At 66.6% G+C, this 21,516-nt stretch carries 15 protein-coding genes and 1 pseudogene; 12 read left to right on the plus strand and 4 right to left on the minus strand.

Annotated elements, in window-relative coordinates:
* A pseudogene (locus RT309_RS05945) lies at nt 1-252 on the plus strand (phosphoribosyltransferase); the annotation flags it as partial.
* 39 nt (nt 253-291) lie between these two features.
* The gene (locus tag RT309_RS05950; protein ID WP_313355959.1) at nt 292-1,986 is read left to right on the plus strand and encodes a cation:proton antiporter; all 1,695 of its coding nucleotides are present in this window, start codon (nt 292-294) and stop codon (nt 1,984-1,986) included.
* A 30-nt stretch (nt 1,987-2,016) separates the two neighbouring features.
* Here the strand turns inward: RT309_RS05950 and RT309_RS05955 are convergent, their stop codons facing one another.
* Nucleotides 2,017-2,232 (minus strand): DUF2795 domain-containing protein, encoded by a 216-nt coding sequence (locus RT309_RS05955; protein WP_313355960.1) that lies wholly within the window; start codon nt 2,230-2,232, stop codon nt 2,017-2,019.
* 58 nt (nt 2,233-2,290) lie between these two features.
* Entirely contained in the window at nt 2,291-2,713 is a 423-nt protein-coding gene (locus RT309_RS05960; RefSeq protein WP_191712683.1) for an Hsp20/alpha crystallin family protein, read from the minus strand.
* A 126-nt stretch (nt 2,714-2,839) separates the two neighbouring features.
* On the opposite strand from RT309_RS05960, the gene RT309_RS05965 reads away from it, so the two are divergent.
* Nucleotides 2,840-3,130, plus strand: a complete 291-nt coding sequence (locus RT309_RS05965) for a MerR family transcriptional regulator (RefSeq protein WP_313355961.1) — start codon at nt 2,840-2,842, stop codon at nt 3,128-3,130.
* A gap of 82 nt (nt 3,131-3,212) precedes the next feature.
* Here the strand turns inward: RT309_RS05965 and RT309_RS05970 are convergent, their stop codons facing one another.
* On the minus strand, nt 3,213-4,643 hold the full coding sequence (locus tag RT309_RS05970) for a dicarboxylate/amino acid:cation symporter (protein ID WP_313355962.1): 1,431 nt from the start codon (nt 4,641-4,643) through the stop codon (nt 3,213-3,215).
* Between the two features lie 114 nt (nt 4,644-4,757).
* A complete protein-coding gene (locus RT309_RS05975) occupies nt 4,758-5,030 on the minus strand; it encodes a helix-turn-helix transcriptional regulator (RefSeq protein ID WP_313355963.1) in 273 nt (90 codons plus the stop codon).
* Between the two features lie 149 nt (nt 5,031-5,179).
* Here RT309_RS05975 and RT309_RS05980 point away from each other — a divergent pair, with 149 nt between their 5' ends.
* The 9 genes from RT309_RS05980 to RT309_RS06020 all read left to right on the plus strand — a co-directional run bounded on the left by RT309_RS05980 (nt 5,180) and on the right by RT309_RS06020 (nt 21,445).
* Nucleotides 5,180-7,264 (plus strand): DNA methyltransferase, encoded by a 2,085-nt coding sequence (locus RT309_RS05980; protein ID WP_313355964.1) that lies wholly within the window; start codon nt 5,180-5,182, stop codon nt 7,262-7,264.
* On the plus strand, nt 7,261-9,867 hold the full coding sequence (locus RT309_RS05985) for a DEAD/DEAH box helicase family protein (protein WP_313355965.1): 2,607 nt from the start codon (nt 7,261-7,263) through the stop codon (nt 9,865-9,867). Before RT309_RS05980 ends, RT309_RS05985 begins: the two co-directional genes overlap by 4 nt.
* Nucleotides 9,864-12,725, plus strand: a complete 2,862-nt coding sequence (locus tag RT309_RS05990) for an ATP-dependent DNA helicase (protein ID WP_313355966.1) — start codon at nt 9,864-9,866, stop codon at nt 12,723-12,725. The genes RT309_RS05985 and RT309_RS05990 overlap by 4 nt, the downstream gene beginning before the upstream one ends.
* Nucleotides 12,726-12,778: 53 nt before the next feature.
* Entirely contained in the window at nt 12,779-13,087 is a 309-nt protein-coding gene (locus tag RT309_RS05995; RefSeq protein WP_313355967.1) for a hypothetical protein, read from the plus strand.
* A 233-nt stretch (nt 13,088-13,320) separates the two neighbouring features.
* Complete coding sequence (locus tag RT309_RS06000) at nt 13,321-14,769, plus strand: DUF3375 domain-containing protein (RefSeq protein ID WP_313355968.1); 1,449 nt, start codon at nt 13,321-13,323, stop codon at nt 14,767-14,769.
* The gene (locus RT309_RS06005) at nt 14,769-15,464 is read left to right on the plus strand and encodes a DUF4194 domain-containing protein (RefSeq protein WP_313355969.1); all 696 of its coding nucleotides are present in this window, start codon (nt 14,769-14,771) and stop codon (nt 15,462-15,464) included. The genes RT309_RS06000 and RT309_RS06005 overlap by 1 nt, the downstream gene beginning before the upstream one ends.
* Nucleotides 15,451-18,774: an ATP-binding protein gene (locus tag RT309_RS06010; RefSeq protein WP_313355970.1), complete on the plus strand. Its 3,324-nt coding sequence runs from the start codon at nt 15,451-15,453 to the stop codon at nt 18,772-18,774. Before RT309_RS06005 ends, RT309_RS06010 begins: the two co-directional genes overlap by 14 nt.
* Nucleotides 18,774-19,925 carry a Wadjet anti-phage system protein JetD domain-containing protein gene (locus RT309_RS06015; protein ID WP_313355971.1) on the plus strand — a complete coding sequence of 384 codons (1,152 nt, stop codon included), beginning with the start codon at nt 18,774-18,776 and terminating at the stop codon, nt 19,923-19,925. The genes RT309_RS06010 and RT309_RS06015 overlap by 1 nt, the downstream gene beginning before the upstream one ends.
* A gap of 35 nt (nt 19,926-19,960) precedes the next feature.
* On the plus strand, nt 19,961-21,445 hold the full coding sequence (locus RT309_RS06020; RefSeq protein WP_313355972.1) for a DUF222 domain-containing protein: 1,485 nt from the start codon (nt 19,961-19,963) through the stop codon (nt 21,443-21,445).
* Nucleotides 21,446-21,516: the final 71 nt, after the last annotated feature.

Genomic DNA, 21,516 nt, shown 5'->3' on the forward strand with positions numbered 1-21,516 from the left:
GACGGCGTCGCCACCGGCGCGTCGATGCGCGTCGCCTGCGAGATCGCACGCGCGCGGCGTGCGCGCCGGATCATCGCCGCGACGCCGGTCGGCGCGCCCGAGGCGATCGAGTCACTGCGCGAAGTCGCCGATGAGACCGTCTGCCTCGCCGTGCCCCGCCACTTCATGGCCGTCGGCATGCACTACGTCGACTTCCGCCAGACCCCGGATGCCGATGTGGAGCACCTCATGACGAATGTCGATCGGCTGTGATCTCCACCACCGGCGCATCCCCGGCGTACCCTTCCTGGAATGGAGTCCAGCATCTTCTTCATCGTCGTCGGCGCTGTCGCAGTCGCAGCCGTGGCCCGGGGACGCGGGTGGCCCGCGCCGCTGCTCGTCACGGTCGTCGCGCTGCTGGCATCCTTCCTCCCCTTCGTTCCGGATGTCGCGATCGACGGTCACGTGCTGCTGAACATCGTGCTGCCGCCGCTGCTGTACTCGGCAGCGCTCGATGTGTCGTTTCTGAGCTTCCACCGCGCGATGCCGCAGATCCGACGTCTGGGTATCGGTCTCGTCGTCGTCACCGCAGTGGTCGTGGGGCTCGTGGCGTGGTGGATCATGCCCGAGCTGACTCTGCCGGGCGCCCTGCTGCTGGGGGCGATCGTCGCCCCTCCGGATGCTGTGTCCGCGGCATCGATCGGACGCCGGCTCGGCCTGCCGCGGCGCATCATGACGGTGCTGTCGGGGGAGAGCCTGATCAACGACGCCACCTCGCTGACCATGTTCCGGGTGTTCGCGGCGATCGTCGCCGGGGCGACGGTGTCGCTCTGGGACGGCATCTGGCAGTTCGCGCTCGCCGTGGTGGTCGGAGTGGCGGTCGGGCTGGTGTTCGGCATCGTGCTGCACCAGCTGCGGATGCGCGTGGACGATCCGGTCGTGAACGGCACCTTCGGTCTGCTGGCGCCGTTCGGCGCCTACGCGATCGCTGAGCAGCTGCTCGGCTCGGGCGTGCTGGCGGTCGTCGCGATGGGGCTGTTCGTCGGCTTCAACGCGCCGAAGACGAGTTACGCGACGCGGCAGCAGGAGACGCCGCTGTGGCTGTCGGCCGACTTCCTGCTCGAGTCGTTCGTGTTCGCGTACATCGGGCTGCAGCTGCCGCGAGTGGTCGGTGAGCTGAAGGACGGCGAGGGTGGCACGATCGTGCTGCTCGCGGTGGTCGTGCTGCTGGCGGTGCTGATCGTGCGGCCCTTGTTCGTCTACCCGGCGGGCGCGTGGGGGCGGCGCTGGACCACGCTGCGTCTGCGTAGGTGGGAGAAGATGTCGGCGGCCAAGAAGGTGCTTCCGCTCGGCGAGGGGCGGGGCCGACGGCATCCGCTCACCGAGGATCAGCTGCGCCGCCGCCTGACCGAGACCCGGCTCTCGTGGCGCGACAACGCGGTGATCTCGTGGGCCGGGATGCGCGGGGTGGTGACGCTGGCGACGGCGCTCGCCGCCGCCGATCTCGCAGGTCTCGATGCCGTCGCGTCTCACGCGATCGTCGTGGTCGCGTTCGCCGTGACCGTCGGCACGCTGCTGCTGCAGGGGCTGACGCTGCCCTGGCTGATCCGCGTGCTGGGTGTCGTCGACGACGAGGAGGCGCGGGAGGATGCCAGGCAGCTGGAGTCCGTGCGCGAACGCAGCCGTGAGGTGGGCAAGGCCTACCTGCGCGAGGCGAGGCGCACGTGGGCTCGGGAGTACGGCGAGGATCAGCTGCCGGCGTTCGACGCGTACGCCGAGCGGCTGGTGCGGATGCAGGCAGGCGCCGACCAGGCGGGCGAGGAGCCAGTGCGTCCCTCGCCGGAGCAGTTCGCCGCTATGGCGAAGGGCTGGCTGTCGGCTCGCCGCGACCTGCTGCTCGAGGAGCGGCGCGCCGGCAACCTCAGTGAGGAGGTCATGCACGAGCTGATCGCGGCGATGGATGCCGAAGAGCTCGCACTCGACACGAGGATGGCGCTGCGCACCTGAGCAGGTGCTGCCCCGGGGTGGGCCGCGGCGTCAGGCTGCGACGAGCGAGTCGGCCGATGGGCTGCCCAGGCGCAGCGCGGTGAGGATCTGCCAGCGGGCGCTGTAGCTGTACCCGCGGAGCTGCTCGAGAGCGGTGATGTCGTCGCGGTCGAGCCCGTCGCGGACGGCCTCACGCAGCAGGTCGTCCTTCGTGGCCGGGAACTCCATCTCGGCGAGGAACCGTCGCAGGGCGGGGGACGGGGACATGAGACATTCCTTTCCGGATCAGGGTGGGGAGCGCCGCACGGGCGCTCCCCACTGCGGATCAGGCGCTGATCGCCTCGCGGGTGTCGGTCGACTCGACCTGGATGCGACGCGGCTTCGCGCGCTCACTGACGGGGATGATCACCGAGAGCACGCCGCTGTCGTACGACGCGCTGATGCGCTCGAGGTCGACTCCGTCTCCGAGGGTGAACTGGCGGAAGTAGGTTCCGGTGCCGCGCTCGCGCGCGATCCAGCGCATGCCCTCACCGGTGTCGGCGGTGCGCTGCGCGCGGATCGACAGCTGCGAGCCGTCGAGGTCGACGTCGATCGAACCGGGGTCGGCGCCCGGGATGTCGGCGTGCAGGACATAGCGGTCGCCGTCGCGGCAGAGGTCGACGGGCATCACGCGCGGGGCGCGTACGGAGTCCAGCACGCTCGCGGCGAATCGATCGAGCTGACTGATCGGGTCGAGGGTCATGGCCATGGTGTTCTCCTCTCACTATGGGCCGCCGGGCGGCGGCTCTGATGTCGGATGCAGGGAATCTGCATCGCTTGCTGTATATTTATAGCGCTGCAAACGATAGATTTCAAGTGTTGGAACGGATACCAGATGAGCGAGCGTGACGCCGCAACTCCGCTGTACGGGATCGCCGTGGCGGCCGACCTCGCCGACGTTCCCGAGGCGACGCTGCGGCTCTATGAGCGGCGCGGACTGCTCGCCCCGTTCCGCAGCGACGGCGGCACGAGGCGGTACAGCGACGACGACATCGATCGCCTCCGCCGGGTGGCCGAGCTGCGCGATGCCGGGGTGAACCTCGCCGGCATCGGGCGCGTGCTCGAACTGGAGGACGAGAACGGCGACCTGCGCCGCGAGCTCGAAGAGGAGCGCCGGTCGCGCTGAGAGCGCGATTCCCGGCATCCGGATGCCGAAAGCGCCCCGCCCCGGGATGGGGCGAGGCGCTCTGCGGAGGAAGGGGAGGTGGTCAGCGTGCGCCGGCCGGCTCCTTCGTGGCATCCGGCTCTGCGGCATCCGCCTCGTCGTCGACGTCGTCGGCGAACGGCAGGCCGTTACGGGGAGCGTTGTAGAGCTCCTCGTCGAGGATACCCTCGCGCTTGGCGACGATGGTCGGGACGAGCGCCTGGCCCGCGACGTTGACCGCGGTGCGGCCCATGTCGAGGATCGGGTCGATGGCGAGCAGCAGCCCGACGCCCTCGAGCGGCAGGCCCAGGGTCGACAGGGTGAGCGTGAGCATCACGACCGCGCCGGTGGTGCCGGCCGTCGCGGCAGAGCCGACGACCGAGACGATGACGATCAGCAGGTACTGGATGAAGCTCAGCTGGATGTCGAAGAACTGTGCGACGAAGATCGCGGCGATGGCCGGGTAGATCGCAGCGCAGCCGTCCATCTTGGTGGTCGCGCCGAGCGGCACGGCGAACGAGGCGTAGCCGCGGGGTACTCCGAGGTTGCGCTCGGTGACGCGCTCGGTGAGCGGCAGGGTGCCGATCGACGAGCGGCTGACGAAGGCCAGCTGCACGGCGGGCCAGACGCCCGAGAAGTACTGCTTGATCGACAGTCCGTGGGTCTTGACGAGGATCGGGTAGACCACGAAGATCACCAGGGCCAGGCCGATGTAGACCGCGGCGGCGAACCACGCGAGCGAGGTCAGCTTGTCCCAGCCGTACTTGACCACGGCGGAGCCGATGAGGCCGAAGGTGCCGATCGGGGCGATGCGGATGATCCACCACAGCACGCGCTGGATGACCTTGAGCAGCGACTCGGTGAACGCGAGGAACGGCTCGGCCTTTCGGCCGGCCTTCAGCGCGGCGATGCCGACGACCGCGGCCACGACGATGACCTGCAAGATGTTGAAGTTCACGTTCGAGACGAGCGAGCCCTCGACCGGGCCGGGGCCCGTCGAGACGGTGAGGCCGAGGAAGTTCTGCGGGATCAGGCCCAGCAGGAAGTTCCACCATGTGCCGACCGTGTACGGGTCGCCCGTGTCGAGGCCTGCGCCGGCCTTGGCCCCGGGCTGGATGACGAGGCCGAGCGTGATGCCGATGATCACGGCGATGAACGCGGTGATGCCGAACCACAGGATCGTCTGACCGGCGAGGCGCGCGGCGTTCTGCACGCGGCGGAGGTTGGAGATGCTCGCGACGATCGCCGTGAAGATCAGCGGCACCACCGCCGCCTTCAGCAGCGTGACGTACGAGCTGCCGATGCGGTCGAGCGTGTCGGACAGCACGGTCGGGTTGGTGTCGCTCGCGCCGAGCGAGACGGCGATCAGGCCAACGCCGATGCCCAGGATGAGGGCGGCGATGATCTGGAACCCGAACGAGGTCAGCAGCTTGCGTGCCGGGCTTCGGGTGTCGGGCGCCTTCTGGGCGCGCGCGGTGGAAGATGAGGTGCTCAAGAGGACTCCAATTGTCTGCGCGGAGTGCGCGTCGTGTGGAGTAAACGCTAAGCGGGACGTCGTATTCCAGAGAATAGATGTGACGAAGGATGACGGGGCCCGGGCGCCTTCGAGCTACGCCCGCCGCCGCCCGTCTTCCGCAGGCAGGCCGAACATCTCGACCGTGACCCCGTCCAGCAGCATCCCGGGCTCGATCTTCAGCGCATCGGCGATGCGCACCAGCGTCGGGATGCCCATCATCGCGCGGCCCTTCTCGTAGCCGCGGATGTTCGACGAGTCGATGCGTGTGAGGTGCGCGAGGTCGTCTTGGGTGAGACCTCGGCGCACTCGCTCGCCCGCGATCAGCTCGCCGATGCGAGCGGCAGCGGGGGAGGGGACGCGGGGCACCTGTCAAGCGTGAAGAATGTGGGCGGCATGTGCCAGGGTTAACGCACCCGGGTACAAGTACCGATCCGGGGTTGAGGGAACCCGGGGAGGGGCCTGCCTTGGCGCGCATTCACGAGCTGATCCGCGAGCTTCGGACATCGAGTCCTGCGTTGGCTGACGCGATCTCGAAGGAATTCGATGTTCTTTCGCAACGAAGGGCTTTCGGGCTCAACTTCGAGCGGCACACACCGGAGGCTGTCGAGCTTCCCGGGCGCCGTGCGCGCAGAGGCGACAAAGTACGCGTTCTACCGCCCCGTGGAGATCTGAAGGCCAAGACCGACGATCGCGTGTGGGTGGTCGACGAGTTCTCGGACAACCGGTCGGGAGCGCGGCTCGTCCGGGAGACGGGCACGTCGGTCGAGTACGCGAAGGTCGACGATATCGACGACCTCGTCGTCGTGGCGGAGTTTCGCGACCCGATCTATCCCGGCCTGGTGTCGACCGGGAAGGTCGAGCGCGGCGGGGATAAGCCGTATCACTCCGTCATCAACGCCGAGAACTATCACGCGCTGCAGGCGCTGCTCTTCACGCATCGCGGCAAGGTCGACGCGATCTACATCGACCCGCCCTACAACACGGGCGCGAAGGACTGGAAGTACAACAACGACTACGTCGAGGGCGACGACATGTATCGCCACTCGAAGTGGCTGGCGTTCATGGAACGACGCCTGCTGCTCGCGAAAGAACTGCTGAACCCGGATGATTCAGTGCTCGTCGTCACGATCGACGAGAAGGAATACCTACGGCTGGGGATGCTGTTGGAGCAGGTATTTCCCGAGAGCCGGATCCAGATGGTAAGCAGCCTCATCAACCCGGCGAGCATGCCACGGCAGAGCATGTTCGGACGAAGTGACGAATACCTCTTCTTTGTGTTTCTCGGCAAGGCCGCACCTGTCAGAATGCCGCTCGATGAAGAGTGGGTGTCCTCCAAGGGACGCACGTTCACGGGGGAGATCCGCTGGGACCTTGTGATGCAGTCCGGGCCTGGCTCGCAACGCGAAGACAGCCCGAATGGCTTCTACCCCGTGTATATCGACCCAGACGGACCTAAGGTCGCGGCGGTTGGCGCGCCTCTTCCCAAGGACGAGAATCCGGACCTCTCGGACGCACCTGGGGGTTGTGTCGCGGTGTGGCCGATTCGGAAGAATGGTTCTCAGGGCCGGTGGCGGCTTGGTTCAGAGACGCTGAAGGAGAGATTAGCCAACGGACATGTCCGGATCGGCGGAAACACAACGCGTGGATTCACTGTCTACTATCTACCCCCGGCTGAAGTTCGCAAGTTGGCAGACGGGACATACGCCGTTGAAGGCTACCGCCGCGACGGCTCGCCAATCACCTCGAAGGCTGCGACGAAGCCGAGTAGTGTGCCAACGACGCAATGGCGTATCGCGTCCCACGACGCGACTCAGTATGGATCACGTCTCCTCAGCGTGATGATGCCGGACCGCAAGTTTCCGTTCCCCAAGTCCCTGTATGCCGTTGAAGACGCGCTCCGATTCGTCATAACGAACAAGCCGAACGCCCTAGTGATCGACTTTTTCTCGGGATCCGGCACCACTGCTCACGCGGTTATGCGCCTGAACAAGCAAGACGACGGACGGCGACGCTCCATCAGCATCACCAACAATGAGGTAGGCGCCGACGAGCAGAAGAAGCTCCGCGCTGCGGGATTGCGACCGGGCGATCCCGAGTGGGAGAAGTGGGGCATTTGTGACTACATCACCAAGCCCCGCGTCGAAGCGGCCATCACGGGCAAGACTTCGAACGGCGATCCGATCAAGGGTGACTACAAGTTCACGGACGAGTTTCCGATGGCGGACGGCTTCGAAGAGAACGTCGAGTTCTTCACCCTCACGTACGAATCGCCGATGCGCGTCGGCTCGCACCGCGCCTTCGCGCGTATCGCACCTCTGCTCTGGCTGCACGCCGGCTCGCGAGGACGCCGAATCGACGAGCTTCCGAACGGGTGGGACGTCGCCGACAGCTACGGGGTGATCGACGACCTCGACCAGACGGATGCGTTCGTCGCAGCGATGGCGGCGAACCCGGAGGCGAAGGTCGCGTTCATCGTCACCGACGAAGACCGCTTCTTCGAGGCAGTCTCGAAGGCGCTGCCGGACGACGTCGAGACCGTGCGCCTGTACGACGCATACCTGCGCACGTTCGAGATCGACGCGATGCGGGGCGAGCGATGAGATTCACGCTGAAGGACTACCAGCGCGACGCGGTGGTGCAGACCCTCGACAACCTGACCCGCGCGCGGAAGCTGTACGTCAACGACAACGCCGAATCGTCGTTCTCGCTGACTGCTGTCACCGGTGCAGGTAAGACGGTGATGGCGGCCGCTGCAATCGAGTCGCTGTTCTACGGCGACACCGAACTCGGCTTCGATGCCGACCCGGGCGCAGTCGTGATCTGGTTCTCAGACAACCCCGACCTCAACGAGCAGACGAAGACACGACTCAACCAGGCGAGCGAGAAGCTGTCGCTCGACCGGTTGATCACGATCAAGCCGCCGTTCTCCGTTCCGAGGCTCGAGCCGCGACACGTGTACTTCCTCAACACTCAGCGCCTCTCGAAGACATCGACGCTCACGCGTGGCGCCGAGCGAACGGCGCAAGCGGACGCGCTCGGTGAGGAGTACGTCCCGTCACCTGACGATCTCGCGTGGAACATCTGGCAGACACTCGCGAACACGATCGAAGACGATTCGCTCACCGTCTACTTCATCCTCGACGAGGCGCACCGCGGGTTTGCGGCGAAGGCGAGCCGAGAGAAGCCCACCATCGTGCGCAGCCTCGTCGACGGCGACCGAACCGGACTGCCGATGCCGATCGTGTGGGGCATCTCCGCCACCATCGAGCACTTCGATCAGGCGATGAAGAACACCGACACGCGCCGCCACCTGCCGCCCGTCACCGTGGACCCGTCGCGGGTACTGGAATCCGGGCTGCTCAAGGACATCGTCGCACTCGACATCCCCGCTGAGGCTGGCAACCTTGAGACCACGCTGACGACCCGTGCCGCACGTCTACTGAAGGACTCGCAACGTCGCTGGAATGAGTACGTCGCCGAACAGCGAGCGCTGCCTGGCGAGACGGTGACCGACCGCGTCGTCCCGCTGCTCGTGCTGCAGATCCCGAACACCGAGGACCCTGACGATGTCGGACGGTGGCTCAACCTCGTTCAGGCGGAGCTCGGCGACTTGGCGCAGTTCAACGTGCGGCACGTGCTCGGCGACCACAAGACGAAGACGTTCGGCTCGTGGGAGGTCGATCACATCGACCCGCAGGCTGTCCAGGGCAACAACGACGTGCGCGTGCTCATCGCGAAAGACGGCATCTCCACCGGATGGGACTGCCCTCGCGCAGAGGTGCTCGTGTCGTTCCGCCCCGCGAAGGACCACACTCACATCACACAGCTGCTGGGGCGGATGGTTCGCACTCCTCTCGCCCGACGCATTCCGGGCAACGACCGTCTGAACGCGGTGGACTGCATCCTGCCGCACTTCGACCGGACGACCGCCGGCAACGTCGTGAAGTACCTGACCGGGCTGATCGAAGACATGCCGACGGCCGGACCCAAAGCGGTGCTCAACCCGCGGGACCTCGAGCCGAACCAGTCGCTCGACGAGCGCGTGTGGGACGCGTGGGACGCCCTCGTCTCTCAAGTCGTACCCCGGCGCGGCGCCCGTGCCGTGACGCGCTTGATGAGCTTCGCGCAGGCGCTGTCGGCCGACGGGCTGAAGAGCCGCGCGATCAGTCGCGCGCAGCGGCGCATCCACACCCGCCTCGAGGAGTTCGCCGAGGCGCACGACGGCGACCTGCAGCGTGCCGAGATCGAAGTCAAGACCGTGCGCGGTATGCGAATCCAGGGAGCCCGTGGCGGCGACAAGCTGTCGTACGTCGACTTTGCCGAGCGCGCCGACGAGAACGCCGTTCGCGTCGCGTTCGAAGACGCGCAGCGCGCATTCGGACCGGACATCGCGAACAGCTACGTCGACTACCTGATGGAGCACGCCGACGAGGAAGATGACGATGCGCTGCGTCGCGCGTACGTGAAGGTCGCGGCGCTCGCAACCGTTCCCCACGTGCGGGAGCGCGTCGACAGGGTGGCGACCGAACTCGTCGACGAGTGGTTCGAAGACAACCGCGTCGCGATGAAGGGCCTCGCAGACGAACGGCGGGAGGCGTACGCCGACATCCGTGCTCAGGCCGTCGAACCTCAGGTCACTCCACTCGAGCGTCCGAAGAAGCGAATCGAGGACTTCTCGGAGATCGATAAGGCAACCGACCAGGTGCGCGACGCCGAACTGATCGAGAAGCATCTGATGTCCGACGAAGACGGCTGGTTCCCGATGTCGAGTCTCGGCGGGTGGGAACGTGATGTGATCCGCACGGAGGTTGTTCGCCCTGATTGTGTCGCGTGGTATCGAAACCCGTCGGTCCCTCGACCCGACTCGCTCGGCATCGCCTACCGTGACGACCGCGGCAACTGGCGGCGCCTGCACCCCGACTTCGTGATCTTCTCGGAAGTGCGGGGCGAGATCCGGCCATCGATCGTCGATCCGCACGGTGGGCACCTCGAGGATTCGATGGTCAAACTGCGCGGGATGGCGAAGTTCGCTGAGGCTCACGGCACAGCGTTCCACCGCATCGACTCGATCGCCACGAACGGCGTCACCTCCCAGCTGCGGGTGCTCGACATGCTCGATCCGGAAGTTCGCGCGACTGTGCTCGCGTTCACGGGCACAGTGAATGAATTGTTCGATTCGTCGGTATCGGCGGTGTACAAGTGAGTGGCTTGGCGTACACGGCATCCCAGCAATCGGCGATCGAGGACATCGACAGCACGCTGCAGCTGATCGCGTGCGCAGGCTCGGGAAAGACCCAGGTGCTTGCCCAGCGCATCGCACGCATCCTGTCTCAGCCGGACGTGGTCCCCGGCAACGTGATCGCGTTCACGTTCACCGAGAAGGCGGCCGCCGAGCTGAAGGAACGTGTTCACGCGGTAGCGCGTGCGGAGCTCGGCGAGGTGCACGGTCTGGCAGAGATGTACATCGGCACGATGCACGGCTTCTGCCTCGACCTGCTGCAGACGTACGTGCCGGAGACGTTCAAGTTCGGCGTGCTGACCGACGTGACCCAGCAGCTGCTCGTCGACCGTGAGAGCAGGAAGTCCGGTCTGACGACGTGCACCAAAGAGGTCAGCGGCGCGGAAGTATTCCTGCGTCGCTATGTCGACACCAAGCTGTACACCTCAGCCCTGTCGATCCTGCAAGAGGACGAGGTCGACCTCGCCCAGATCCGGCCCGCGGTCACCGAAAGCCTGGACCGCTACCGGGCGCTGCTCGCCGAGAAGAATTATTTCGACTACACGTCGATGATGGTGCGCGCGGTGGCCATGCTGGCCCACTCTCAAAGTGACGCCGACCTGACGACGGACCAGCGATCGCTGCGCGACCACATTCGTGATGACGTGAAGTATGTGATCGTCGATGAGTATCAAGACGTCAATCCGATCCAAGAGAAGCTGGTTGCACGTCTCGTGCATTTCGGCGCGAACCTCTGCGTCGTTGGCGATGACGATCAGACGATCTACCAGTGGCGTGGATCTGAGGTGACGAACATCCTCACCTTCGCCAACCGATACTCGGATGTGCGGAAGATCGAGATGGGCGAGAACTTCCGCTCCTCGAAAGGCGTCGTCGAACTCGGTCGAAGCATTGCCGGGCGCATCAATTCCGACGAGCGCTTGGCGAAGAAGATGGTGGCGGTCGGGCACCAGAAGTGGGAACGCGGCGACATGCTCGCCTTGCAGTTCGACAGTGAAGAGGAAGAGGCCTCGTGGATCGCCAAGCGCATCCTCGACCTGCGGGGTGTGCCCTTCACGGACAAGCCCGGCGCCGACGCACGCGGGCTCTCGTGGTCTGACTGCGCCGTTCTTTTCAGATCAGTGAAAGACGCTGACGTGCTCGTCGCCGAGTTCCAGAGGCGAGGCATCCCGTTCATCGTCAAGGGGCTCGCTCGACTGTTCGAGGCTCCCGAGATCATCGCTTGTGTCGGACTCTTCGAGTACGTGCACGGTGACATCGACGCCGTTGAGCTGCGCCAGCGGTGGAGCGCAGCGAACTTGATTCCCGAAGGCGGTGACTGGACCGCTCTCATCGCGGTGCTCGACGAGGGGGCCGATTTCACGCGATCCACGCAGTGGGGCGTCTACAACGTGCAACGCCTGTATCTGCGAGCTCTCGAGGCGCTCGGGTTACGCGAGGACACGATTCCGGGCGAGAGCGGTCGGGCCGAGCTCGTGATGTACCAGCTCGGCAAGTTCTCGCAGGTCATCTCCGACTTCGAGGAGATCAACTTCTCGTCGTCGCCGCAGAGCAAGTACGACTCCTTCGTGGGATTCCTCACGCACAAGGCCCCGAGCATCTACGACGAGTCCGACGCCGAGGCCGGTCTCGCGCAGCCCGATGCCGTCGTCATCTCAACGGTGCACCGGGCCAAAGGATTGCAGTGGCCCGCCGTGTTCACTCCCTACCTGCGCAAGAACCGGTTTCCCGCGCGTCGCCCGGGAGGCACGCAGACCATCCCGCACGTGCTCGCCGAGTCCGCGATCGAGAACGGCGCGCGATACCGCGGCGGCGAATCCGATGAGACGCGTCTGTTCTACGTCGCCGTCACGCGCGCTCAGAAGTACTTCTACGCGACGTGGGCGCCGGGTTCAGCCCAGACGTCGAAGAAGGCATCCGACTTCTTCTTGCATTGCTCGGCGTCGGACTGGATCTCGACGACCGACGAGGGCGCGCCCGGGGCTGAGCGGATCACACCGGTGCCGAAGCTCGAGACTCCGCGCATCGAAGTCTCATTCTCCGAGCTGAAATACCTGCTCGATTGCCCCTACCAATTCAAGCTGCGCTTCATGTACGGCTTCAATCCACCGATCCACGAAGCGCTCGGGTACGGCAAAGGCCTTCATGACGCACTCGCCGAAGTGCACAAGCGGGCTCTGGCTGGGGACCTCGCGACGCGCGACGAAGCGGTCGATCTTGTCGGGCGCCACCTGCACACGCCGTACGCATACCCGGCCCTGCGCGAGCAGCTCCGCACTGCGGCCGTCTCTGCTGTGGAGCGATACTTCGATCGATATGGCGACTCGCTCGATCGCACTATCCACTCTGAGAAGCAGATCGAGGTTCCGATCGCCGACGGGGTCATGGTGAATGGGCGAATCGATTTAATTCGGTCGCTCGAGACCGGCGAGACGGCGATCGTCGACTTCAAGTCGACCGCGCGCTCTCAGGAGGAAGAGGTCACCCGGGATCAGCTCGCGATCTACGCCCTCGGGTACCGAGATCTGACGGGAACGTCGGCAGATCGCATCCAGATTCTGAATCTCGACGATCAGGGGAAGAGCACGAACGACCCGGTGACCGACGCACTGACTGCATCGATCCGCGCGAAAGTGGCGCGCGTCGCAGAGAACATCCGCGACAATCAGTTCGCATGCGATCACGACCATTCGATCGAAGCCGCTGTCAACGATCTCGCCTGGCTGGCTTCTCGAGGGTCATCAGGCGCGTCGCGACCGATGACACGGCGGGAACTCCGCGCGCGGCATGGCCGACCGCACTTCTCGCCTTCGACACCCTGACGCTCTAGAGCGAGACGGCGATACAGCGACGAAAGCGAGACACCATTAGCACCTTGAGCCTCTTCGACGAGCCGGATAACGAGCCGCCTGCGCTGCACGACAAGCCATCGCTCATGACCGAGTCCCAGCGGACCGAGATTCGATCCCTTTTCGCCGCACTCGCCATATCGGATGCGCGCGGCCAGTTCGATCTTGTGAGCGAACTGATCGGAGTTCAGCTGGCGTCAGTCGGTGACCTGACCGCGCTCGATGCGCAACGGCTCATTCCGATACTTCGAGGTCGGGTTGCAACGCGGTCACGTCCCTCGACGGGAAGTTCATGGTCGGACCGCGAGGAAGACACCTGGATCGACAAACTGTGATCTGCACGGTCCATTCAGAAAGAGAACAGAAAGCCGGATCGAGATCGCAGTACTGAGTGTCATCTGAATCGACACGTCTGCCCCGCTGAACGCATCTACTGCAACATCTACTGCAACACGATGTTGCAGTAGATGTTGCAGTAGACGTGTCAGCAGGCCCCCGAGAACCAACCGGACTCGTCGATGTCGGTAGCATCCCTCAAGATGGGCGAGATCCCATCTGAGGAGACCCCATGACCGCACTGGCGCAGGCGCACGCGCTGTCTCGACTGCTCGACGAGCACGTCGCGTGGCGCATGCTGCGCGCCGACAATGCGCCGGTGATGGTCTCGGTACTCGCGGCCCACCTCGGCGGCGAAGAGCGCCGCATCGAGAGCGAAGACCTCTACGAGCGCATCGACGCCGACCTCGACGAGCTGCGCGCACACGGCTTCGACCTGCCCGGCACTGCGAAGGCGTACTGCGCCGACTGGCGCACCGCCGGCTACCTCGTGCGCCGGCCGGCCGAGACGAGCCGAGGCGAGACCTTCGAGCTGTCACCGGCCGCGCTGACGGCGAGCCGGTTTCTCGCGCAACTCGTGCAGCCGCGGCAGGCGGCGACCGAATCACGGCTGGCCAGCATCGCATCCCAACTGCACCGCCTTGCCGTGGATTCCGACCCCGACGCGCGCACCCGCATCGCGCGGCTCGAAGAGCAGCGAGCGCAGATCGACGCAGAGATCGAGGCGATCAACCGCGGCGAGTCGCCACCCGTCGACCACGAGCGCGCAGTCGAGCGCGTGCGTGACATCCTCGCCATGGCAGAAGACATCCCCAGCGATTTCGCGCGGGTCCGCGCAGAGTTCGAGCAGCTCAACCGCGACCTGCGTGCCCGGGTGCTCGAGTCGGATGCCGCCCAGCGCGCCGTGCTCGACGACATCTTCCGCGGCGTGAACATGATCGACGAATCCGACGCCGGGCGCAGCTTCACCGGATTCGCCGGACTCGTGCTCGACCCCGAGCGCGGCCAGGAGTTCGAAGATGACATCCGGCGCGTGCTCGAGCGCGATTTCACCGGCGCCCTGAGCGCCGCCGAGCGCCGCTTTCTGCGCCAGCTGCTGCGCACACTGAAAGAGCGCAGCGGCGAGATCCACGACGTCATCACGACGTTCGCGAGGGGACTGCGCCGCTACGTCCAGTCGCAGGAGTACGAACGCGATCGCGTGCTGCGCCGAGAACTGCGCGGCGCGTTCGCGGCGGGCCACGCAGCCAGCATCCGGATCAAACCGTACAAAGCGACCGACATCAGCCTGTCGCTCTCTGCCGTGCCGATGCGCAGCGCCGGTGCGCTGCGACTGCACGACCCGGCCGCATACGACGCACCCGAGGCGGTCATCACCCACGAGGCGGCCCCGGTCAGCATCGAAGAGCTGCGCGCCCTCGCGCGCGAGACCGAGATCGACTTCGACGAGCTCACCGGCAACGTGAACGCGATGCTGAAAGACGTCGACGCGGTCACGGTCGGCGGGGTGCTCGAGCGATTCCCGGCAACGCAGGGGGTCGCGAGTGTCGTCGGTCTGCTGGCCATCGGCGCCGCGCAAGGGGTGGCGAGCGACCCCGAACGCGTTACCTGGGTCGGCGTGGATGCCGTGCCCAGGGCGGCGCGGATACCCAGCTATCGCTTCACGGGGAGGGTTCTGTGATGGAGACGGATGCAACGACAGCGGGCCACGAGACGGGCGCCAGCGCCCGGTGGCCCGGCGACACCGGCACGCTCAGCATCGACGCCCGACGGGCGCTGCTGAAGCTGACTCAGGGGCCGTACCTCTCGGCGACCCGCGCGCCGGGCCCGTGGTCGGCGCTGCTCGCCGACGAAGCGAGCATCCGATCTCGCCTGCACGACCTCTTCCTCGATCTCGTGCTCGACCGCGACGCAGGCTTCGCCTTCGTGCGCAACGTCGGCACCGGCGAACAGGACGCCCCCGTCGCCGTGAGATCCGAGCAGCTCACTTTCATCGACACCGCGATGCTGCTCGTGCTGCGGCAGATGCTGCTCAGCGGCGAGCACGACGGGCGCGTCATCGTCGGAAGAGACGACGTCTTTGAGCAGCTGGCGCCCTTCCGCACCGAAGACCGTGACGAGACGGACTTCGCCAAGAGACTGAACGCCTCGTGGCTGAAGATGCGCAACAAGCTGCGGGTGGTCCACGCGCTCACCGACGAGCGCGTCGAGATATCGCCGGTGCTGCGGATGCTGGTCGACGCCGATCAGGTGCGCATCATCGCCGCCGAGTACGAGCGGATTCGCTCGGGCGAACGCGACAGCAGCGGCACGGTCGCCGATCTGGGAATCGCGACGCCCGATGACGACGAGGAGTCCGAAGATGACGTTGCTTGAGATGCACACAGAAGTCGCCGCAGAAGACGACGTGCGCGCCGGACAATGGCGCCTCGCGCGACTCGAAGTCGTCAACTGGGGCACCTTCGACGGGGCCCACCGCATCGACGTCTCCCGCAAGGGGCACCTGATCACCGGGGCATCCGGATCCGGCAAATCGTCGCTGCTCGACGCGATCGCCGCCGTGCTGACACCGGAACGGTGGTTGCGCTTCAACGCCGCCGCGCAGGACGCGTCGTCACGTGCCGACGACCGCGGCCTCGTCAGCTACGTGCGCGGGGCGTGGAGCAAGGAGGCCGACGAATTCGAAGACCGAGCCGTCAGCACCTACCTTCGCCCGCGAGCGACCTGGAGCGCGATCCTGCTTCGCTTCGAGAACCAGAACGATGCGCCGGTGAGTCTCGTTCGGCTCTTCCACCTGCCGGGCACGCAGACGGCGCGCGCCGACCTCAAAGACGCCTTCCTGTTGCTGCGCACAGACGTCGCGCTGACCGAGCTCGCGCCGTTCGTCGCGAAGGGCATCGAGGCGCGTCGTCTCAAGGCCGCGTTCCCCGACGCGGTCGTCTCGACCGGCAGTCACGGCGGCTTCTTCACGCGGATGCGGCGTGTGTTCGGCATCAGCGGCGACAACGCGCTGCATCTGCTGCACAAGACGCAGTCGGCCAAGAACCTCGGCAATCTCGACACGCTGTTTCGCGCGTTCATGCTCGATCGGCCCGGCACCTTCGACCAAGCGCGCAACGCTACCGAGCAGTTCCGCGAACTCAACGCGGCGCACGAGCATGTGGTCGAGTTGCGTCGTCAGGCAGAGCACCTCGAACGCATCGAAGAGGCGACCGCCGAGTACGAACGCCAGTCACAGGACGTCGCTGAGCTGCAGCATCTCATCGAGATGCAGGAGCCGTTTCAGGATCGCCTCCATCTGAGGCTCGCGCAGGGCGAGCGTGAAGATCAGGTGGCAGAACTCGCCCGCGCGCGAGACAGAGCGACCGCCGCCGACGCGGTGCGGCAGCAGGCCGAGCGTGCGCTCAGCGAGGCGCGGATGCACGAGGCGAAACTCGGGGGAGCGGATGCCGGGCTTCTACGGCGCGGCATCGACGACGCTCGGCGCGAGGCGGAGCGCATCCGCGCGCACGTCGAGCGCTTCGCATCCGACTTGCGTTCCGCGGGAATCGAGCACGCGCCGACGGATGCCGCGGAACTCGCCGCTCTGCAGGAATCGGCGCGCGCGCATCTCGGCCGCACACAGGATGACGACGGCGATCACGCCGCCCACGAGCGGTTCTCTGATGCGCGTCGCCGCCTGGACGAGCTGGATGCGGAGCTGGAGTCGCTGAAGCGCAGCCGCAGCAACCTCGAACCGCGGCTGCGCGCCGTGCGGGAGTGGCTGGCGGGCGAGCTCGGGGTCAGCGAGAAGAGCCTGCCGTTCGGTGGCGAACTGATCGACGTGTCTCCCGAGTTCGCCGAGTGGACGGGGGCGATCGAGCGCGTGCTTCGTCCGCTCGCCTCGGCGCTGCTGGTGCGTGACGCTGATCTGGTTCGTGTGCGGCGTCTCATCGAGAAGCGCTCGCTCGGAACGCGTCTCGTGATCGAGGCGGTGCTAGCGGAGGCCGGCGCTGCGCGCCCGGTGCAGGCTCGTGACCCGCTGCTGCACCGCATTCGGGTCGCCGATGGCCCGTTCGCCGGCTGGATGCACTCGCGGTTGTCGGAGTCGTACGACATCTCGTGCGTCGCGGGGCCGGATGACCTCGATGACGTCGAGCGGGGTGTCACGCGGGGCGGACAGATCAAGACCTCGGCACGCCGGTACGAGAAGAACGATCGTGTGTCGATCGACGACCGGAGCCACTGGATTCTGGGGTCGGACAATCAGGCCAAGATCGATCACCTTCTCGAGCGTCGGGCGATTGCGCAGCGCGAGACCGATCGCGCGAGAGCAGAGCTCGATGAGCAGCTCGAGGCGACCAAGGCTGCCGTGGCTAGAAGTCAGGTGCTGAGAGGTGTGCTCGAGCGCACCTGGAGTGAGTTCGACGCCGCATCCGCCGACGCCACGCTCGCCGACAGAGAGGCGGAGCTTGCTCGCCTCACCGCTCGGAGCAGCGAGCTCGACGACGCGTCGAAAGCGGTGGCGGATGCCGAGCAGCAGCAGAAGCGTGCAAGTGCCGAGGCCGATACGGCGAAGGCTGCGCAGGCGCTCGCGGCCGAGGCGCTGCGGCAATCCGACGCGCTGATCGCGCGTCTGACCGGCCAGATCCAGGGGGTGACGCTGGCGGATGCTGATGCAGCACTGCTCGAGGCGAGATACCGCACCGTGCAGCGGCGCATCGACACGTCGAACATCGGCGAGATCGGGTTGAAGGTCGCGAACGCGCTGCATGTCGCCGCGAAGGACGCGGACTCGGCGCGGGCCCGCTCGATGATGGCGTTCGCGCGACTGGCATCCGAGTTCCGCGGCGCGTGGCCTGCCGCCGCGCCCGACCTGACGTCGGACGTCGATGACCGCAGCGGATATCGGGCTCTGCTCGACGGCATCCGCACTCGCGGTCTTCCGGAACACGAAGAGAACTTCCGGCGACTGCTGCGCGAGAAGTCGCGAGATCTGATCGGGCATCTGCTCAGCGAGATCCGCGACGCGCCCAAGCAGATCGAGGAGCGCATCGATCCGGTGAACGCGTCTCTGGGGCGGTCGCTGTTCGACGCCGACCGCTTCCTGCGGATCCGGGTGAAGACGAGGCGATCACCCGACGCGACGGAGTTCATGACCGATCTGAAGGGCATCGTCGACGGGTCGTGGGATCAGAACGACTTGCGGGCCGAGCAGCGGTTCGCGGCGCTGAAGCGCATCATGGCTCGCCTCGAATCGGCCGAGAACGGCGACCGTGCCGATCACGCCTGGCGTCAACGCTGCCTCGATACCCGCGAACACGTGACCTTCCAGGCGCAGGAGGTGGATCGCGCGGGCCGGGTGCTGAGCGTGCACGACTCGAGCGCCGGACTCTCGGGCGGGCAGCGGCAGAAGCTCGTGATCTTCTGCCTGGCCGCGGCCCTGCGTTACCAGCTGACCGATGACGAACAAGACGTTCCCACGTACGGCACGATCGTGCTCGACGAGGCGTTCGACAAGGCCGACAGCCAGTACACCCGCATGGCGATGGACGTGTTCCGCGAATTCGGGTTCCACATGATCCTCGCCACACCGCAGAAGCTGCTTCAGACGATCGAGAGCTACGTCGGAGCCGTCACGTCGGTGTCGAACCCGACTCGCAAGCAGTCGCTGCTGTCGAACGTGCCGTTCGAGCGGGTCGAGTGATGCCGGTCACCGTAGCGGAGGCCCGGGCACGCGCAGCGCGAGCGGTCGAGAAGGGGCGTCGGGAGTGGGCGGCGCGCGGTGACGGGAACGTCGAGTTCAGCATTGCCTTGAGGCCGCCGACTGAGCGGGAGGTGCTGACCGACCCGCGCTCGGCGAGCGAGTGGGCGGCGTCGTGGCGGAGCGTTCAGGGTGCTGATCTGCAGATCGGCTGGGCGACGAAGAACTGGCCAAGCGCGGGTAGGCAGGAACTGCCCGAACGACTCTCTCTGCACACGGTGGACGCCCTTGCGCGGTTCGCCGGCGCCGTCGTGTATCGCGACTGGGCGCGGATCCGCGACCGCGCCCGGGAACTTCGTGAGCGCTTCGGCGATGGTGACGAGATCGTGGCGGCGATCCAGCGCCGGGGTGGAGCGATAGACAGGCAGACAGATCTCGACTTCACGCTGCTTCTCGAGGTGCTGACGTGGCTGCGCCGGCATCCGTCCTCCGGGTACCGGCTGCGCCAGGTGCCCATCCCCGGCATGCACACCAAGTGGCTGGGCACGCACCGCTCACTGGTCGAGACGATGTACTCCGCCATCACCGGAGAACCCGACCTCGGCCTCGTGCCGTCGCCGGAGACGCTGCGGATCCGCTTTCTCGACCCCGACGATCGACCCGGCGGACTGAGCGACGTCACCGCGCCGATCCACGAACTCGCGACTCTGCCGATCAATCCCCGCATCGTCATCGTCTGCGAGAACCTCGAGTCGGTGCTTTCGCTGCCCGACTGGACCGGAGCGGTCGCCGTGCACGGCGGGGGATACGCCGTGCCGATTCACCACCTGCCGTGGGCGCTGTCATCGCGGGTGCTCTACTGGGGTGATCTGGATGCCGATGGCTTCGCCATCCTGCACCGGCTGCGATCGAACGGCGTCGACGCGATCAGCGTGCTGATGGACGAGGCGACGCTTATGGCTCACCGAGAGCTGTGGGTGCCCGACCCGAACGGCGCCGCCGTGCGTACGCTGCCGACCCTCACCGAGTCTGAGCAGGCGACGCTCGACCGCATCTCTTCGGAGGGCGGGATACGTCTCGAGCAGGAGCGCCTGCCGTGGCCGACGGCGCTCGAGGCGCTGCGGGTCGCGGCCGACAGCCTTTCGTCGTTGTGATATCCGAATGTCGGTGGCCCCTGCGACTATGAAGTATGGCAACTTTCACTGAGGTCGCGGCGCTCGTCCCGACCCTGCGCGACCGGGGCGACGCGTGCGCGTCGCTCACGCAGGCGCAGCACGCGGTGACCGCCATGACGGATGCCGAGGTCGTCGCCGTCCTGCGTGAAGCCAACGAAGCGCTGCAGCACGCCGAGCAGCTGCGGCTGATCGCGGTCGGGGTCATCGCCGCCCGCTCGCCCCGCGACGCCGGCCACTCCGGCGCCGCGCAGAAAGAGGGGCATCGCACCGCCGCCTCGCTCGTGCAGAAGATCACCGGCTCGAGCAAGGCAGACGCCTCCCGTCAGGTGCGCGTCGGCGAGGCGATGCTCGGCGGGGAGTCGGATTCGTCGGGCTCGGGCGCCGAGCATCCGGATGCCACGTGGCGGCCGATCGATTGGCGCGAGCCGTTGCGCGTTGCGCGCCGGGACGGGTGCATCAGCACGACCCAGTTCGATGTCATCGAGCGAGGACTCGGCGAGCCGCCAGCCGTCGACGGGATAACCGACGATCGGCAGCGACGGGATGCCGACGACCACGGCCGCGCCGCGTGGGCCCAGGCCGCCGAAGAACTGGTCGCCGAAGCCGCAGAGCGCACCGCCGAAGAGCTCGGCGCCGCGGCCAGGGCGATCCGCGACCTACTCGACCCCGAAGGTGCTGAGCAGCGGTTCCGCGATCGGTACGAGAACCGCTCCTACCGCGTGTGGACCGACCAGTACGGCGTGCGTCGCGCCAGCATCGCCTACGACGATCACGGCGCGGCGCTCGTCGGCACGCTCATCGATGCCGCGCTGCGGCCTCGCAGAGGTGGCCCGCGATTCGTGGACTCGGAAGAGCAGGCCAAGGCCAAAGCCCTGACAGACGATCCGCGCACCAACGAGCAGCTGCAGTACGACCTCATCATCGATCTGCTTCGCGCGGGCGCGCTCGCCGACGCGAAAGACGTGTTCGGCACCCGGCAGGCCGGGGTGCGACTGGTGCAGGTGGTCGACGACGACGACGGCGCGCGCGTGGGCTACGCCGAAGACGGACTCGGTGCGCTTCCGGATGCCATGATCGATCAGCACATCTGCGACTCCGGCATCGTGCCCGTCCGCGTCGACGCGTGCGGCAATCCGCTCGACGTCGGCCGCGAACAGCGTCTCTTCACGCCCCGGCAGCGCATCGCCCTCGCCCTGCGCGACGGCGGCTGCCGGTGGACGGGATGCGACCGCCCCGCCTCGTACTGCGAATCGCACCACATCGACGAATGGCAACGCGACGGCGGGCGCACCGACATCGATCGCGGGGTACTGCTCTGCCGCTTCCACCACATGGAACTGCACCACGGGGGATGGCGCATCACGCGCGACGACAAAGACGACTTCCAGCTTCACGATCCCGGGGGAGGGGTGCGCGCTCTGCGGGCACGAGGCTTCCTCTCCTACGCGTGGGGCGCGCTCGGACCACCACCGTTGCGGTTCCGGCCGGCCATCGCCTGACGCCGGGCGGGTGGGCGCCGGTCGGGCGGGTGGGCGACGGTCGGTCGGGAGGGCGCGAGGTGGCCGGTCAG

Origin of the sequence: Microbacterium sp., assembly GCF_032084865.1 — a bacterium.
Classification (GTDB): Bacteria; Actinomycetota; Actinomycetes; order Actinomycetales; family Microbacteriaceae; genus Microbacterium.